Annotated in this window: 17 protein-coding genes; 5 read left to right on the forward strand and 12 right to left on the reverse strand. The window is 64.0% G+C overall.

The annotated features are described in order from the left end of the window. Nucleotides 1-41 precede the first annotated feature (41 nt). From IVB29_RS31450 to IVB29_RS31470, 5 genes are all read left to right on the forward strand, one after another. Nucleotides 42-881 carry a protein-disulfide reductase DsbD domain-containing protein gene (locus IVB29_RS31450; RefSeq protein ID WP_247507296.1) on the forward strand — a complete coding sequence of 280 codons (840 nt, stop codon included), beginning with the start codon at nt 42-44 and terminating at the stop codon, nt 879-881. Nucleotides 882-1,063: 182 nt separating this feature from the next. Continuing rightward, on the forward strand, nt 1,064-2,443 hold the full coding sequence (locus IVB29_RS31455; RefSeq protein ID WP_247507297.1) for a flippase: 1,380 nt from the start codon (nt 1,064-1,066) through the stop codon (nt 2,441-2,443). A gap of 41 nt (nt 2,444-2,484) precedes the next feature. Next, complete coding sequence (locus IVB29_RS31460; protein WP_247507298.1) at nt 2,485-2,721, forward strand: hypothetical protein; 237 nt, start codon at nt 2,485-2,487, stop codon at nt 2,719-2,721. Continuing rightward, nucleotides 2,718-3,032 (forward strand): type II toxin-antitoxin system RelE/ParE family toxin, encoded by a 315-nt coding sequence (locus IVB29_RS31465; protein WP_247507299.1) that lies wholly within the window; start codon nt 2,718-2,720, stop codon nt 3,030-3,032. Before IVB29_RS31460 ends, IVB29_RS31465 begins: the two co-directional genes overlap by 4 nt. 178 nt (nt 3,033-3,210) lie before the next feature. Beyond that, entirely contained in the window at nt 3,211-4,035 is an 825-nt protein-coding gene (locus IVB29_RS31470; protein WP_247507300.1) for a sulfite exporter TauE/SafE family protein, read from the forward strand. A 148-nt stretch (nt 4,036-4,183) separates the two neighbouring features. On the opposite strand, the gene IVB29_RS31475 is transcribed toward IVB29_RS31470, so the two are convergent. From IVB29_RS31475 to cysG, 12 genes are all read right to left on the reverse strand, one after another. Next, nucleotides 4,184-4,972, reverse strand: a complete 789-nt coding sequence (locus tag IVB29_RS31475) for a 3-hydroxybutyrate dehydrogenase (protein WP_247507301.1) — start codon at nt 4,970-4,972, stop codon at nt 4,184-4,186. Between the two features lies 1 nt (nt 4,973). Beyond that, nucleotides 4,974-6,149 (reverse strand): DUF3734 domain-containing protein, encoded by a 1,176-nt coding sequence (locus IVB29_RS31480; protein WP_247507302.1) that lies wholly within the window; start codon nt 6,147-6,149, stop codon nt 4,974-4,976. Nucleotides 6,150-6,228: 79 nt separating this feature from the next. Then, a complete protein-coding gene (locus tag IVB29_RS31485) occupies nt 6,229-6,732 on the reverse strand; it encodes a CAP domain-containing protein (protein ID WP_247507303.1) in 504 nt (167 codons plus the stop codon). Between the two features lie 91 nt (nt 6,733-6,823). Next, on the reverse strand, nt 6,824-7,861 hold the full coding sequence (locus IVB29_RS31490; RefSeq protein ID WP_247507304.1) for a sulfate ABC transporter ATP-binding protein: 1,038 nt from the start codon (nt 7,859-7,861) through the stop codon (nt 6,824-6,826). After that, on the reverse strand, nt 7,851-8,762 hold the full coding sequence (gene cysW / locus IVB29_RS31495) for a sulfate ABC transporter permease subunit CysW (RefSeq protein ID WP_247507305.1): 912 nt from the start codon (nt 8,760-8,762) through the stop codon (nt 7,851-7,853). The genes IVB29_RS31490 and cysW overlap by 11 nt, the downstream gene beginning before the upstream one ends. A 10-nt stretch (nt 8,763-8,772) precedes the next feature. Further along, nucleotides 8,773-9,558: a sulfate ABC transporter permease subunit CysT gene (gene cysT, locus IVB29_RS31500; protein ID WP_247507680.1), complete on the reverse strand. Its 786-nt coding sequence runs from the start codon at nt 9,556-9,558 to the stop codon at nt 8,773-8,775. A gap of 75 nt (nt 9,559-9,633) precedes the next feature. Continuing rightward, nucleotides 9,634-10,635, reverse strand: coding sequence for a sulfate ABC transporter substrate-binding protein (locus IVB29_RS31505; RefSeq protein ID WP_247507306.1), 1,002 nt, complete (start codon nt 10,633-10,635; stop codon nt 9,634-9,636). 124 nt (nt 10,636-10,759) lie between these two features. Continuing rightward, a complete protein-coding gene (locus IVB29_RS31510) occupies nt 10,760-11,491 on the reverse strand; it encodes a phosphoadenylyl-sulfate reductase (protein WP_247507307.1) in 732 nt (243 codons plus the stop codon). Continuing rightward, complete coding sequence (locus IVB29_RS31515) at nt 11,488-12,003, reverse strand: DUF934 domain-containing protein (protein WP_247507308.1); 516 nt, start codon at nt 12,001-12,003, stop codon at nt 11,488-11,490. Before IVB29_RS31515 ends, IVB29_RS31510 begins: the two co-directional genes overlap by 4 nt. Further along, nucleotides 11,990-13,645: a nitrite/sulfite reductase gene (locus IVB29_RS31520; RefSeq protein ID WP_247507309.1), complete on the reverse strand. Its 1,656-nt coding sequence runs from the start codon at nt 13,643-13,645 to the stop codon at nt 11,990-11,992. Before IVB29_RS31520 ends, IVB29_RS31515 begins: the two co-directional genes overlap by 14 nt. A gap of 11 nt (nt 13,646-13,656) precedes the next feature. After that, nucleotides 13,657-13,971, reverse strand: a complete 315-nt coding sequence (locus IVB29_RS31525) for a DUF2849 domain-containing protein (RefSeq protein WP_247507310.1) — start codon at nt 13,969-13,971, stop codon at nt 13,657-13,659. Continuing rightward, nucleotides 13,968-15,392: a siroheme synthase CysG gene (cysG, locus tag IVB29_RS31530; RefSeq protein ID WP_247507311.1), complete on the reverse strand. Its 1,425-nt coding sequence runs from the start codon at nt 15,390-15,392 to the stop codon at nt 13,968-13,970. The genes IVB29_RS31525 and cysG overlap by 4 nt, the downstream gene beginning before the upstream one ends. Between the last annotated feature and the right edge of the window lie 21 nt (nt 15,393-15,413).

Here is a 15,413-nt window from a genome sequence, read left to right on the forward strand (position 1 = left end):
ATTCAATGGTTTGCCCCGGACCGACCCTGTAAAGACGTGTCATGCTGACAAGAGTTCCCCTGCATGCGGCGATTGGCGTCGCGACAACCTTGCTCGCGTCGTCACTGGCGACGGGTGCCCGCGCCGACGATTCTTCGCCGTGGCAGCGCGACGGACATTCCGCGGTGCGGCTGCTCGCGGGGTCGCGCAGCGGCGCGGTCCTGCTCGGCGGCATCGCCTTCCAGATCCAGCCGGGATGGAAGACCTATTGGCGCATGCCCGGCGATTCCGGCGTTCCGCCGCGGTTCGACTTCTCGAAGTCCGACAATGTCGAAGCGGTGACAGTGATGTGGCCGGCGCCGCAAAAGTTCGACGACGGCGCGGGCGGGCATTCGATCGGCTATCACGACCAGATCGTGCTGCCCTTGCGCATCGTCGCCAAGGCTGCCGACAAGCCGGTGACGCTGCGCGCCGAGATCAATTACGCGGTCTGCGAAAAGCTCTGCATTCCGGTCGAGGCCAATGCCGAGCTCGGTTTCAACAACGTCGCCTCGACCGAGGACACTAGTCTGCGCGCCGCGCTGGACACCGTGCCGAAGCCCGCCAACATCGGCGATCCCAATCCGCTGACCATCCGCGATGTCAAGCGCGACGGGCCCAAGAACGTGCTGGTGGATGTGGTCGTGCCTGACAGCCGCAACGTCAATCTGTTCGTGGAGGGGCCGACGCTCGACTGGTCGCTGCCGATCCCCGCGCCGGTCGAGCACAGCCCGCCCGGCGTGAAGCGATTTTCCTTCGAGCTCGACGGGCTGCCGCCGGGCGCCAAGCCTGATGGTGCGGCGCTGAAGTTCACGCTGGTCGGGCCGGAGAAGTCGTACGAGTTCAGTACGAATTTGGAGTGATGTGCGCTGCTCGCGCCCAATCCCGGCTGTCGTGCCGGACAAGCGTAAGCGCAGATCCGGGACGACAGCGGGGGTGAGGCAGCAGCACGCCCACCCAACCGATTCTTAACGAATGGTTGCTAATTCCCAATGCTACCGCATCAAGGCTGCCGCAGCATGCGGGACGCCTGGGGATCCTCGACGTGGCCGTGATGGATGCAGAACCTGCAACGACCGGGCCTGCCGGGCTGATCGGGCGGCTGCGTGCCAAATTGACGGGCGGCTCGAGCGAGGCGTCGCTGACGCGGCGGCTGGCCGGCACCATCTTCATCATCCGTGTCATCAGCGCCGGGCTTGCCTATTTCTCGCAGGTGCTGCTCGCGCGCTGGATGGGGACGTCCGATTACGGCATCTATGTCTATGTCTGGACCTGGGTGCTGCTGCTCGGCAGCATGATGGATTTCGGCATCTCCGCCTCCGCGCAAAAGATCATTCCGGAGTACCGCACCAGCGGCGAGTATGCGTTGCTACGCGGCTTTCTCTCCGGCAGCCGCTGGCTGACCTTCGCCGTCTCCGCGCTGGTGTCGCTTGGGCTTGCCGGTATCGTCAAGCTGCTATCGCCCTGGATCGATCCGGCCGAGGTGCTGCCGCTCTATATCGGCTGCATGACGCTGCCCGCCTTCGTCGTCGCCAACACCCAGGACGGCATCGCGCGCTCGCATGACTGGATGCAGCTCGGCCTGATGCCGCAGTTCATCATCCGCCAGGCGCTGATCATCGGCATCACCGCCGCTGCCTTCCTGCTCGGCTATCATCTCGGCGCGGTCGCCGCGATGGTGGCAAGCCTAGGTGCGGTATGGATCGCGATGACCGGGCAGATGGTGGTGCTGAACCGCAAGCTCGCCGATCACATCGAGCCCGGCCCGAAGGCCTACGACATCAGTGGCTGGCTCGCGGTGTCGCTGCCGATCCTGCTGGTGGAGAGTTTTTACCTGCTGCTGTCCTACACAGATGTTCTGGTTCTCCAGCAGTTCCGTCCCTCCGACGAGGTCGGCGTCTATTTCGCTGTGGTGAAGACGCTGGCGCTGGTCTCCTTCATCCATTACGCGATGTCGGCGACGACGGCGCACCGCTTCGCCGAATACAACGCGAGCGGCGACAAGGCGCGCCTGTCAGCCTATGTCGCGCATGCCATCAGCTGGACGTTCTGGCCGTCACTGGCGGCAACCATCGTGCTGCTCGCGCTCGGCAAACCGCTGTTGTGGTTGTTTGGGCCGCAATTCACGGTCGGCTACGACATCATGTTCGTCGCCGCGATCGGCTTGGTGGTGCGCTCCGCGATCGGCCCCGTCGAGCGCCTGCTCAACATGCTCGGTCAGCAGAAGATCTGCGCGCTGGCCTACGCGCTGGCCTTCGTGATGAACCTCGTGCTCTGCATCGCGCTGGTGCCGCGCTACGGTGGCCATGGCGCCGCGGCGGCGACCTCGATCTCGCTGACGTTCGAGACCGTGTTGCTGTTCTGGATCGTACGGCAGCGGCTGGGCCTGCACGTGCTGGCGTTTGGACGCCATCCATCGGCTTAACGTAATTGGAAAGCAATTCGGCACCTGATATAGTTGGGTTCATGGCTGCCAGCGATCTGCGAAACCTTCTGGAACGTGCCCAGACTTGGCCTGAAGAGGCCCAGAATGAGCTGGTTGCGATTGCTAGCGAAATCGAGAGCGAACTGCTCGGCGGCGAATATCTTGCGACGAAAGAGGAATTGCGGAGCATCGATGCGGCCTTGGCCTCCATAGATCGTGGCGAGGTCGCCACGGATGCCGAGGTTGCGGAGGTCTTCGCCAGATTTCGGCGCGGATGAAAGTCGTCTGGACGCGGGAGGCGCTTGCTGATCTCGCGGACATCGCGACCTATTATGCCACCAACGCCAGCCCTGTGGTCGCCGAAGCTGTCGGGCGGAGATTTATTGACGTCATCGAACGTGTCCGAGGCGCGCCCTTCTCGGCGCCACGCGTTACGCACCGCTCTCAGGTCCGTGTCGCAGCGGTTGTCCGCTACCCATTCCGGATATTTTACCGTGTCCGCGGCAACCTAATCCATATCGTCCACGTCCGCCACACGTCACGGCGACCGCCCACGGGGCTGAACGAGGCCGGAAGGCAGTATGCTTGACCGCGGATCCTGAGGAACCGCTGTTTCACGGCGGGCTCGAAAAAGAGCCGAAACGCCCCTTCCAACTCTATATGACAGCGCAATTTTTCTTATTACCTCCAAACAGTTGCGCCCCAAGGAAAGTTTATTCTACGTCGTATTGCCCAATCGACGAGATGAACCTAAGATTCCGCAGACCATGATCGATCCCCTGTATGTCGCCTCCGGATTCGGCGTCGGCCTGCTTGTCGGGATGACCGGCGTGGGCGGTGGCTCGTTGATGACGCCGCTGCTGATCCTGCTGTTCGGCGTCCACCCCTCCACCGCCGTCGGCACCGACCTGCTCTATGCCGCCGCCACCAAGACCGGCGGCAGCGTCGTGCATGGCTGGTCGCGCAGCGTGCACTGGCCGGCGGTGCTGCGGCTCGCCTGCGGCAGCATTCCCGCGAGCGCGCTGACGCTGCTGGTGCTGTGGAAGCTCGATCTCAGAGGCGAGTCCGAGCGCAACCTCGTCAACCTCGTGCTGTGCTTCGCGCTGCTGCTGACCGCGACCTCGCTGATCTTCCGCAAGTCGATCATGGAGCGCTATCGCCGGCGCCTCGAGCAGGTCGGCGAGCGCACCACGGCGATTGCGACCGTCATCACCGGCATCGTACTCGGCGTGCTGGTCTCGATTTCATCGGTCGGCGCCGGTGCGGTCGGCGTGACCGTGCTGCTGCTGCTCTACCCGCGCCTGCCGATGGCAACCATCGTCGGCTCCGACATCGCGCACGCGGTGCCGCTGACGCTGGTGGCCGGCATCGGGCACTGGATGCTTGGCTCCGTTGACTGGGCTCTGATGGGTGTGCTGCTGATGGGTTCGCTGCCCGGCATCATCCTCGGCAGCTACAGCGCGACGCGCGTGCCGGAAACTGTGCTGCGCGTGGCGCTCGCCTGCGTCCTCGTCGTGGTCGCCAGCAAGATCATGCTCGCGGAGTTGAACCTGTCGTCGGCCATCGTCACGGCGCTGGCCTGGACGCATTAGCGAGGGACCGCGCCCCTCTCTCACTGTCATCGCCCGGCTTGACCGGGCGATCCAGTACACCGAGGCGGCTGTAATCAACCGAGAAGCCGCGGCGTACTGGATGCCCCGCCTTCGCGGGGCATGACCGAGAGTTATTTGGTTGACGCCCCTACTCCGCGGTCCAACCGCCGTCGATCGACAGGTTCGTGCCGGTGATCTGCGCGGCATCGTCGCCGCACAGGAACAGCGCCAGCGCTGCGACCTGCTCGGAGGTGACGAACTCCTTGGTCGGCTGGGCGTCGAGCAGGACGTCGTTGATGACCTGCTCGCGCGTGAGGTTGCGCGCCTTCATCGTGTCGGGGATCTGTTTCTCCACCAGCGGGGTCCAGACATAGCCGGGGCTGATGCAGTTACAGGTGATCTTGTTGGTCGCGACTTCCAGCGCCACGGTTTTGGTGAGGCCGGCGATGCCGTGCTTGGCCGAGACGTAGGCCGACTTGAAGGGCGAGGCGACCAGCGAATGCGCCGAGGCCGTATTGATGATGCGGCCCCAGCCCTTCTTCTTCATGCCGGGGACGGCGGCGCGAATGGCATGGAAGGCCGACGACAAATTGATCGCGATGATCTGGTCCCACTTCTCGGGCGGGAATTCCTCGATCGGCGAGACGAACTGGATACCGGCATTGTTGACGAGAATATCGACCGAGCCGAAGCTCTTTTCGCCGAGCGCGATCATCCCGGCGATCTCGGCCGGCTTGGTCATGTCGGCGGGTGAGTAGACCGCCTTCACGCCGAAATCGGATTCGATCTTGGAACGCTCCTTCTCGATGTCCTCCGGCGAGCCAAAGCCGTTGATGACGACATTGGCGCCCGCGGCCGCGAAGGCGCGCGCATAGGCAAGGCCAATGCCGCTGGTCGAACCTGTTACGACGGCGTTCTTGCCTGACAGACTACCCATATTATTCGCTCCTTTTTAGCGGGGGCGCGGTGACGTCCCCCGTGAGATCGTAGGTCACCATGGTCTCGCCGGATTGCGGCTTATCGAGCCAGTCCTTGTGGCGCATCGACAGATGCACGTCACGCACGCCGCTTTCCCAATGCTCAACCATGGCGACATGCGAGAAGTCGTAGTCCTTGGACGAGGATTCGTAATTCTTGCTGCGATAGATCAGGTGCACCACCGTGACGGTGCTCTCACGTGATGCCTTGGCAAGAAATTCGACGGAAGGGTCGTTCTTGAGATAATCGGGCAATTTGGCAATCAGGTCGCGCACGGCCCTGCGGGCGTTGTGCACCTGCTTGTTCTTGTCGGTGTTCATCCGCGTCCGGCTGGAGAAGCGGATGTCCTTCTCGCGCTCGGTCGCCTCGAGCAGCGAGTTCGGCATGTCCCCGCGCGCGGAAAACAGATCGACCTGGAAGATCAGCATGTCGCGATCGACCTCGGCATCCAGCACATAGTCGAGCGGCGTGTTGGAGGCGATGCCGCCGTCCCAGTAATGCTCGCCCTCGATGACGACGGACGGAAAGCCCGGCGGAAGCGCGCCTGAGGCCATGACGTGTTCGGGGCCGATCTTCTTGCCGAGCTTCTTGAACTCGTAATTGTCGAAATATTTGAAGTTGCCCGAGGTGACGCCGACGGCGCCGACAGAGAAGCGTGTCTTCAAATCGTTGATGCGATCGAAATCGACCAGCCGCTCCAGCGTCTTCTTCAGCGGGGAGGTGTCGTAATAGCTCTCGGCCTGCGGGCTGCCGGGCGGCCACATCGGCGCCGGCGGAACGCGCGGAACGAAGAAGCCGGGCACGCCGAAGGTCGCGATCAGCGCGGCGCTGGTCGAGTTGAACAGCTCGCGGCTGTGATCGCTCTTGCCGACCGGCTTCCACGGCACCGGTGCCGAAACCATTTCCCAGAATTCCTTCAGCCGCTTGACGCGGATGTGGCCCTCGTTGCCGGCGATGATGGCGGCGTTGATGGCGCCGATGGAGATACCGGCGACCCATTCCGGCTCGAAGCCGTAGCCGCACAGCGCCTGATACGCGCCGGCCTGATAGGAGCCGAGCGCGCCGCCGCCCTGGAGGACCAGGACGCGTTGCGCATTCGCGGGGACGGTGGGGGATTCCGGGCTATGATCTGTCATCAGGAAACAATAGCAAAAGACGAGCCACCGTGGCGACAGTTTCGCCGCAGCGTCAATGCATCCCGGGATCAAGTCTGGCTTATCTTGAGTCCGTCGAGGCCAGGATCATGGTCCAGAACACCTTGTACTTGGTGCCCGGAGCATAGCTCGCCGCGATGCCCAATTTTGTGACACCGCCCTTGAGCATGTTGGCGCGGTGGGGCGGCGAGTCGCGCCAGCCGGAAAACGCTTCCGCCAGCGTATGATAGCCGGCCGAGATGTTCTCGACCGCCACGGTCGCCGGATAGCCGCCGGCGGCGAGGCGCTTGGCCAGGGGCGCACGGACGTCGTGGTCCATCTTGTTGGCCGCAGCCATGGCATTGGACTGGGATTCGGCGAGCCGCATCAAATCAGGGTCGATGACGACGGTGCCGAGGGCGTTGTTCTGGCGGTATTGCGAGATCATGATCGCGGCCGCCTGCGCGTCGAGCTTCGAGCCCGGGACGGACATGTCGGCATACATCGACGGCTGCTGGACCGGCGGCTCATTGCCGGCACAGCCGGCGAGCAGCAAAATGATGAGAATTGCGGCCGCAGCGCGCATGAATCATGGCCCCCAAAGGAAGGGCCGTTGTTGCATACCAACCGTGGCTGAAAGGTGAATTTTGAGGAAAAATTGACCGGTCGGAGGCCGCTCAGGCGCCCGCAAATATCCGGTAGCGGCGCGGATTGAGGCCGATCGTGTCGCCGGCGCGCAATTCCCTGTCGCGGGGGGCGTCGATCTCGATGGTCTCGCCGCCCGATAGCGCGACCTCGGCGCGCTGCACGGGGCCGAAATTCCGGACATGGCGGACCGCGCCTTCGAAGGCGCCGCTGCCGGACGGACCGACCAGCATGTCGTGTCGCCGCACGAACAGTTTTGACGCGCCAGGCACAAGGCCGTCTGCTGCAAGATTGAGGGAGCGGTCACCGAGCATGATCACGCCGCCTTCGACCTGGACCGGCAACTCGATGGACTCGCCGATGAAGCCGTGGACGAAGGCGGTCGCCGGGGTTTCATAGACGTCATCGGGCGAGCCGATCTGTTCGATCCGTCCCTTGTCCATCACGACGACGCGGTTGGCGACTTCGAGCGCCTCCTCCTGGTCGTGGGTGACGAAGATCGAGGTGACGTTGATCTCGTGATGCAGCGAGCGCAGCCATCGGCGGAGTTCTTTTCGCACCTTGGCATCGAGCGCACCGAAGGGCTCGTCGAGCAACAGGATGCGCGGCTCGATCGCGAGCGCGCGTGCAAGCGCGATGCGCTGGCGCTGGCCGCCGGAGAGCTGGCTCGGATAGCGGTCGGAAAGCCAGTCGAGCTGCACGAGATCGAGCAGCTCTTTGACGCGCGCACGGATCGTCGCTTCGTCCTTGCGGACCGCGCGCGGCTGCACGCGCAGGCCGAAGGCGACGTTCTCGAACACCGTCATGTGGCGGAACAGCGCGTAATGCTGGAACACGAAGCCGACGTGACGTTCGCGCGCACCCTGCGCCAGCGCATCTTCTCCGTTGAAGCCGACCTCGCCCGTATCAGGCCAGTCGAGGCCGGCGATGATCCGCAGCAGCGTGGTCTTGCCGGAGCCGGAGGGGCCGAGCAACGCCAGCAGCTCGCCGTCATTGACCTTGAGGTCGACACCGTCGAGCGCTCTAAAGCTGCCGAACTTCTTGACGAGATTTTTGACTTCAATGGTCATTGACGTCTTGTCCTTCGTCGAGATGATGTTCGAGAACGGTTTTCGCGATCAGCGTGATCAGCGCCAGCATTGCGAGCAGCGAGGCGATCGCAAACGCGGCGACGAACTGGTACTCGTTGTAGAGGATCTCGACCAGCAGCGGCATCGTGTTGGTCTCGCCACGGATGTGGCCGGAGACGACGGAGACCGCGCCGAACTCGCCCATCGCGCGCGCGTTACAAAGAAGGACGCCGTAGAGCACGCCCCATTTGATGTTGGGCAGCGTGACGCGGAAGAAAGTCTGCAAGCCAGAGGCGCCGAGCGAGACCGCGGCCTCCTCTTCCTGTGTGCCCTGTTCCTGCATCAGGGGGATCAGCGCGCGCGCCACGAAGGGGAAGGTGACGAAGGTGGTGGCGAGCGCGATGCCGGGCACCGCGAACAGGATCTGGATGTCGTGATCCCTGAGCCAGCCGCCGAAATAGCCCTGCGCGCCGAACAGCAGCACGAAGACCAGGCCGGAGATGACCGGGCTGACCGAGAACGGCAGGTCGATCAGCGTGATCAGGAAGGTCTTGCCCGGGAATTCGAATTTTGCAATCGCCCAGGCGGCGACGAGACCGAAGACGAGGTTGAGGCCGACCGAGATCGCCGCCACCAGAAGCGTCAGCCTGATCGCAGACAGCGCTTCCGCCTCGGCGAGTGCGGCGAGATAAGCGAGCACGCCCTTCGAGAAGGCTTGCGCGAACACCAGGACCAGCGGCAGCACGACGAAGACGGAGAGGAACAGCACCGCCAGCGCGATGATGACGACCCGCACCGCGGGCGGTTCGGTGCGGAGGCTGTCGCGCGCCGCAGCGGCGTGCGCACGCGCGCGCGCATCGGGCGGGCTCAGGGAGACGGGCTCTGCGATCTGCATCGTCATCGCATCCCCCTCAGCGCGCCGGAATCCGGCTCTGCGCCCAGCGCTGGAGCCGGTTGACGGCGAAGATGATGACGAAGGAGACGACGAGCATGACGACCGCGATGGCGGTCGCATCGGCGTAGCGGAACTCCGAGAGCCGGATCACGATCAGCAGCGGCGCGATCTCGGAGACATTCGGCAGATTGCCGGCGATGAAGATCACCGAGCCGTATTCGCCGACCGCACGGGCAAAGGCGAGCGCAAGTCCCGTGAGCAGCGCCGGTGCGAGCGAGGGCAGGATCACGCGAATGATGGTCTGCCAGCGGCTGGCCCCGAGGCTGCCCGCGGCTTCCTCGATCTCGGGATCGAGATCCTGGAGCACCGGCTGCACCGTGCGCACCACAAAGGGAATGCCAATGAAGATCATGGCGACGAAGATGCCGACCGGCGTGAACGCCACCTTGATGCCGAGCGCCGCGAGCGGCGCGCCGAGCCAACCCTTCTCGGCAAACAATGCGGTCAGCGCGACGCCGGCAACCGCCGTCGGCAGCGCGAAGGGCACGTCGACGATCGCATCGAAGATGCGCCGGCCGGGAAACCGATAGCGCACCAGCGCCCAGACGATGATGCTGCCCATGACGAGATTGACGCAGGCCGCCGCGAAAGCGAGCCCAAAGGAAACCCGGAGCGCGTTCAGGGTGCGACGGCTGGAGAGGATGTTCCAGAACTGCTCGGGGCTGAGCTCGAGCGATTTCAGAAACAGGCCGGCGAGCGGAATCAGGATGATGATGGACAGCCAGGTCAACGTCAGTCCCATCGTGAGACCGAAGCCCGGAAGAGTCCGTCGTCGTGCTGCGATTGCGCTCACCAGGCCCCCCGCTACAGCGCCAGATCAGTTCTTGTAGATCTGGTCAAAGATACCGCCGTCGGCAAAATGCTCCTTCTGAGCCTTGGTCCAACCACCAAAAACGTCGTCGATCGTGAATAGTTCGACCTTCGCGAAGGAATTTTCGTACTTTTTAGCGATCTCGGGATCGCGCGGACGGTAGAAGTTGCGCGCGGCGATCTCCTGCCCCTCCTTGGTGTACCAGTACTGGAGGTAGGCGTCGGCGACATTGCGGGTGCCCTTTTTGCCGGCAACCTTGTCGACGATCGTAACAGGCGGCTCAGCCAGGATCGACAGCGGCGGCGCCACGATCTGGAACTTCTCCGGACCGAATTCCTTCAGGGCGAGATACGCCTCGTTCTCCCAGGCGAGCAGCACGTCGCCAACGCCGCGCTCGACGAAGGTCACGGTCGCGCCACGCGCACCGGTGTCGAGCACCGGCACCTGCTGGAACAGCTTTCCGATAAACTCCTTGGCCTTGTCGGCCGAGCCGTACTTCTTCTGCGCAAAGCCCCAGGCCGCGAGATAATTCCAGCGCGCACCGCCCGATGTCTTCGGGTTCGGCGTGATCACGGCAACGCCCGGCTTGAGCAGATCGTCCCAGTCCTTGATGCCCTTGGGGTTGCCCTTGCGCACCAGGAACACGATGGTCGACGTATACGGTGATGAATTTTGCGGCAGGCGCTTCTGCCAGTCGGCCGCGGTGAGGCCCTTGGCCGCGATCGCGTCGATGTCATAGGCGAGCGCGAGCGTCACCACGTCGGCCTGCAATCCGTCGATGACGCTACGCGCCTGCGAACCGCTGCCGCCATGCGACTGCTTGATCTCGACGCTCTTGCCGGTTTCCTTCTGATAGGCGGCCGAGAACGACTTGTTGAACTCGGCATAGAGCTCGCGCGTGGGATCGTACGACACGTTCAGCAGATTGATGTCAGCGGCCAGAGCCGAGCTTGCCCAGAAACTCGTAACGAGCAGTCCTGCCACGAGCGGAACGATACGGCGCATCATGTCCATCTCCATTCACCTCGACGACTTCAGCGTCATCGATGGCATGCGGGCATAACTCAGGGCGAAACGCGCTCAAGTCAACGGAACCGGATTTTCTTGTTCGTAGCGGGGCAGCTCAGATGTGCTACGAAGTCTTCATCGTGTGGATGCCGCATTCTGTCTTCGCCCGGCCGCGCCAGCGACCGGCGCGCTCATCCTCGCCCTCGGCCGTTCTGCTCGTGCAAGGCATACACCCAACCGACAGGAAACCGGAGGCGGCCAGCGGGTGTCGCGGCAATTTGGCGCGGACGAAGATCGCTTCGAGTTCCTCGCGCGAGACATTGGCGAAGGGATTGAACTTCAACCGCGCGCCGTCGTCCTCGACCACGGGAATGTCGGTGCGCGCATTGCCCTGAAAGCGCTTGCGGCCGTTGAGCCAGGCATCGAACGGTTTTAGCGCGCGCGACAGCGGCTCGACCTTGCGAATGCGGCAGCAAGCGTCCGGGTCGGAGAACCAGAGGTCGCGATCGGCATCCTCGCGCGACAGCGTCTCCTCGGCAGGCTTGATCGAGCGGACGTCCTTGAGACCCAGCGTTTCGATCAGCGTGTCACGATAGGCCAGCGTCTCCTCGAACAGCCAGCCGGTATCGAGGAAGATCACGGGGATTGCGGGATCGACGTCCGCCATCACCTTCAGCAGCGTCGCCGATTCCGTGCCGAAGGACGACACCAGTGCGAGCTTCTCTCGCCCGACCGTCTTCAGCGCCGCGGCGATGACTTCTGCCGGAGAAGCATCGCGCAAGGCGCGATCGAGCTCCACCGCTGAAGGCAGCGCAGAGATGGGCGTTGACGAGACCTGGGACGCGATGGCGTTCACGTGCCGACACCTTCGGAGTGACGCAGCTGCATGCGCCGGTGCAGCGCCGTGATGCGGCCATCGCCGGTCGGCTGGTAAAACACCGAGTAACGCTTGGCGGTCTGCATGAAGGCTTCCGCGTCGGCCTGCTTCTTGACCTCGAAGGAATCGAAGCCGGCGCGCAGCATGAACACGAACTGGTCGCGCAGCACCTGGCCAGTGGCGCGCAGATCGCCGCGATAGCCGTAACGCTCCCGCAGCAGCCGCGCCTGGCTATAGGCGCGTCCGTCGCGGAAATTCGGGAACACCAGCGCGACGGTAGCTATCTTGCCGAGATAGGGCACGAGCTCGGCGATGTCGCGGTTGTTCGGCCAGATTACGCCGATCTTGCCGGCACGCTTGAGCAGCGCATCGGCTTCGCTCACGAAGCGCTCGGCCGGCACCAGGATGTCGCCGCTCTCCGGCAGCGGCGTGTCGACGGCGAGCTTGACAAAACTGTCGTCGATGATTTTCCCGCCGTTAACGAGTGGCATAGACGCGCTCCTTGAAGGGCTCGACGCCGAGGCGCTTCACCGTGTCGACGAACAGCTCCTCCGGCCGCTCGCGCAGTGCAAGATAGGCTTCGACGATGTCCTCGACGACGTCGGCAACCTCGTCGAACTTGACGCCGGGGCCGATCAGGTTGCCCAGCGCGGCACTCTCGTCGGCACGGCCGCCGATGGTGATCTGGTAGATCTCCTCGCCGTTCTTCTCGACGCCGAGAATACCGATATGGCCGACATGGTGATGGCCGCAGGCATTGATGCAGCCGGAGATGTTGATGTGGAGACGGCCGATCAGATTGGCCAGCTCGTGGTTGGCAAAGCGCCGCGTCAGCTCCTGCGCGATCGGGATCGAGCGCGCATTCGCCAGCGAGCAGTAATCCAGGCCCGGGCAGGCGATGATGTCGGTGATCAGATTGACGTTCGGCGTTGCGAGGCCGAGCTTGTCGAGCGCCTTCCACAGTGCCGGCAGGTCGCGCTTGGCGACATGCGGAAGAGCCAGGTTCTGCTCGTGGCCGACGCGAAGCTCACCGAAGGAATATTTGTCGGCGAGATCGGCGAGCGCATCCATCTGCTCGGCCGTGGCGTCGCCCGGAGGCGCGCCGATCGGCTTGAGCGAGATCGTCACGATGGAATAGCCCGGGTTTTTGTGCGGCGCGACCGAGTTCTTGCGCCAGGCTTCGAAATCGGGATCGGCCGCGGCCTGCCGTAGCTCGTCCGGCATGTGCGGCAGCTTCTCATACGCCGGATAGATGAAGCGCGAGCGGATGTCCTCGATCACTTCATCGTCGATCTGGAGCGAGGAATTGCGCAGGTGCTGCCACTCCTCCTCGACCTCGCGCGAGAATTTCTCGATACCGAGCTCATGCACCAGGATCTTGATGCGCGCCTTGTAGATGTTGTCGCGGCGTCCGTACTGATTGTAGACGCGCAGGATCGCCTCGATATAGCTGAGGAGATCGCGGCCGTGGACGAAGTGCTTGATGGTCTTGCCGATGAACGGCGTGCGGCCGAGGCCACCGCCGACCAGAACCTCGAAGCCGGTTTCGCCCTTCTCGTTCTTGATCAGGCGCAGGCCGATATCGTGCACCTTGATCGCGGCGCGGTCATGGTCCGACGCGGTGATGGCGATCTTGAACTTGCGCGGCAGGAACGAGAATTCCGGATGCAGCGTGGTGTGCTGGCGGATCAGCTCCGACCAGATGCGAGGATCCTCGATCTCGCCGGGCGCGACGCCGGCCCACTGGTCCGACGTGACGTTGCGCATGTTGTTGCCGGAGGTCTGCATCGCATGGATGCCGACTTCGGCGAGATCGGCCAGCGCGTCCGGCAGGTCCGACAGCTTGATCCAGTTGAACTGGATGTTCTGCCGCGTGGTGAAATGGCCGTAACCGCGGTCGTATTTGCGCGCGACATGGGCGAGCGCCCGCAGCTGGTTCGACGCCAGCGTTCCATAAGGGATCGCGACGCGGAACATGTAGGCGTGCAGTTGCAGATAGACGCCGTTCTGCAGGCGCAGCATCTTGAATTCGTCCTCGGTGAGTTCGCCCGAGAGGCGGCGCTGCACCTGGTCGCGGAATTCCGAGACGCGCTCGTTGACAAGCGTGCGGTCGATTTCGTCGTAAGCATACATTGAAGCGTGCCTTAACCCTGAGCCGGCAGCTCGATGGTGACGCCGGCCTTGCGGATCTGTTCGCGCAGATTGCCCGGCTCGATCTTGCCGTCATCGCCAAGCTGTACCGGTGCGATATAGGGACCGATCGCGCCGACGTCATCGGCAACGGCTTCGGCAAGCAACGCCTTGGCCTCGTCGGAGTTGCGCACGATCGCGGCATCGGCGAGTTCCGCCGACCAGCCCTTGCCGGCGGTACGGTAGACGACGATGCCGTCCCAGGTGCGGTTGGCGGTCACGATGGAGGGACCGGCGATCTTGATTTTCTGTTGCAGTGGGGAGGTCATTCGGCAGCATCCAGGAGGTCAGAGATGATTTGTTTGGGTGTTTGGCGGCGAAGCGAACCGGCATGCCGGACCACGTCGCCGATGATGAGGATGGCGGGGCCACCATTAGTCCGCCGCACCAGCTCGGGCAGGTCGCGCAGCGTGCCGATCGCGCCTTGCGCGTCCGGCCGCGTGACGCGCGCGAACACGCCGACCGGCGTCTCCGGCGAGCGGCCGGCGGCGAACAGGCCATCGCGGATCGCGGGCGCAGCCGTCATGCCCATGTAGACCACGACGGTCATCTTGGTGTCGGTCAGCGTCGACCAGTCCACCGTCTCCGCATCGCGCGCCTTGTGTGCGGTAAGGAAAGTGATGCGGGTCGCTTCGTGACGGTAGGTCAGCGGCACCTCGAAATCGGCGGCGCCGCCGAGACCCGCGGTGATGCCAGGAATGATCGAATAGGTAACACCGGCTGCGCGCAGGGCTTCCACCTCTTCGCCGCCGCGGCCGAACACGAAGGGATCGCCGCCCTTCAGCCGCACCACGCGCTGGCCGGATTGCGCGGCCTCGATCATGCGCTTGTTGATGGCGTCCTGGCCGATGCCGGGCTTGCCGATGCGGCGGCCGACCGCAATGCGCGTGGTGTCGCGGCGGATGCGGTCGAGGATCTCGGGCGAGACCAGCTCGTCATGGAAGACGATGTCGGCGTCCTGCAACGCGCGCAGCGCCTTGATGGTGAGGAGGTCAGGATCGCCCGGACCCGCGCCAACCAGCGCGACCGAGCCTTCCGGCTTGTCGGCGCGCGCGAATTCCGTGGGATCGGCAATCGCCTTGAGCGCAGTGTCCGCCTCGCTTTTGCGGCCGGCGAGCACGGCGGCGCCGATCGGACCGTCGATCACGCGCTCCCAGAAGCGGCGGCGCAGCGGAAACTCGATGATGCGTTCGTTGATGGATTTGCGGAAACCACCGATGAACTCGGCGAGTTCGCCGATGCGCGCCGGCAGCAGCGCCTCGATCTTCTCGCGCACGCGCCGCGCCACCACCGGCGAGGTTCCACCCGTGCCGACTGCGACCACGACATCGCCGCGATCGACGATCGCCGGGAAGATGAAGCTGGAATGTTCGAGGTCGTCCATGACGTTGACAGGCAGGCCCAGCGCCTTGGCGCGAGCTGACATGGCGATGCCGACATCGCCCGCGCCGGCGCAGACGATGCCGATGATACCCGAGAGATCGGCGATCAGCGGATCGCCGGCCGCGATCTCGACGCGCGCTGCGTCCTCAGAGCTGAGGCCCAGATCATGATTGCCGTCGAGCGCATGCACGCGAAGGCGTGCGCCGGCAGCGGCGAGCACGCGCAGCTTGGCGCGCAAAAGCTCACCCGCGCCGATGAGGACCACCGGACCGGCCTTGAGATCGAGGAACACCGGCAAGAACCGCATGCGATACTCGCTTCCCCCACA

This window comes from Bradyrhizobium sp. 1 (assembly GCF_023073315.1).
In the GTDB taxonomy this organism is placed as follows: Bacteria; Pseudomonadota; Alphaproteobacteria; order Rhizobiales; family Xanthobacteraceae; genus Bradyrhizobium.

Bases quoted from the DNA above. Each gene is read 5' to 3' on its own strand.
- IVB29_RS31450 (WP_247507296.1), top strand. From the start codon at position 42: ATGCTGACAAGAGTTCCCCTGCATGCGGCGATTGGCGTCGCGACAACC.
- IVB29_RS31460 (WP_247507298.1), top strand. From the start codon at position 2,485: ATGGCTGCCAGCGATCTGCGAAACCTTCTGGAACGTGCCCAGACTTGG.
- IVB29_RS31465 (WP_247507299.1), top strand. From the start codon at position 2,718: ATGAAAGTCGTCTGGACGCGGGAGGCGCTTGCTGATCTCGCGGACATC.
- IVB29_RS31470 (WP_247507300.1), top strand. From the start codon at position 3,211: ATGATCGATCCCCTGTATGTCGCCTCCGGATTCGGCGTCGGCCTGCTT.
- IVB29_RS31475 (WP_247507301.1), bottom strand. From the start codon at position 4,972: ATGGGTAGTCTGTCAGGCAAGAACGCCGTCGTAACAGGTTCGACCAGC.
- IVB29_RS31480 (WP_247507302.1), bottom strand. From the start codon at position 6,149: ATGACAGATCATAGCCCGGAATCCCCCACCGTCCCCGCGAATGCGCAA.
- IVB29_RS31485 (WP_247507303.1), bottom strand. From the start codon at position 6,732: ATGCGCGCTGCGGCCGCAATTCTCATCATTTTGCTGCTCGCCGGCTGT.
- IVB29_RS31490 (WP_247507304.1), bottom strand. From the start codon at position 7,861: ATGACCATTGAAGTCAAAAATCTCGTCAAGAAGTTCGGCAGCTTTAGA.
- cysW (WP_247507305.1), bottom strand. From the start codon at position 8,762: ATGACGATGCAGATCGCAGAGCCCGTCTCCCTGAGCCCGCCCGATGCG.
- cysT (WP_247507680.1), bottom strand. From the start codon at position 9,558: ATGGGACTGACGTTGACCTGGCTGTCCATCATCATCCTGATTCCGCTC.
- IVB29_RS31505 (WP_247507306.1), bottom strand. From the start codon at position 10,635: ATGATGCGCCGTATCGTTCCGCTCGTGGCAGGACTGCTCGTTACGAGT.
- IVB29_RS31515 (WP_247507308.1), bottom strand. From the start codon at position 12,003: ATGCCACTCGTTAACGGCGGGAAAATCATCGACGACAGTTTTGTCAAG.
- IVB29_RS31520 (WP_247507309.1), bottom strand. From the start codon at position 13,645: ATGTATGCTTACGACGAAATCGACCGCACGCTTGTCAACGAGCGCGTC.
- IVB29_RS31525 (WP_247507310.1), bottom strand. From the start codon at position 13,971: ATGACCTCCCCACTGCAACAGAAAATCAAGATCGCCGGTCCCTCCATC.
- cysG (WP_247507311.1), bottom strand. From the start codon at position 15,392: ATGCGGTTCTTGCCGGTGTTCCTCGATCTCAAGGCCGGTCCGGTGGTC.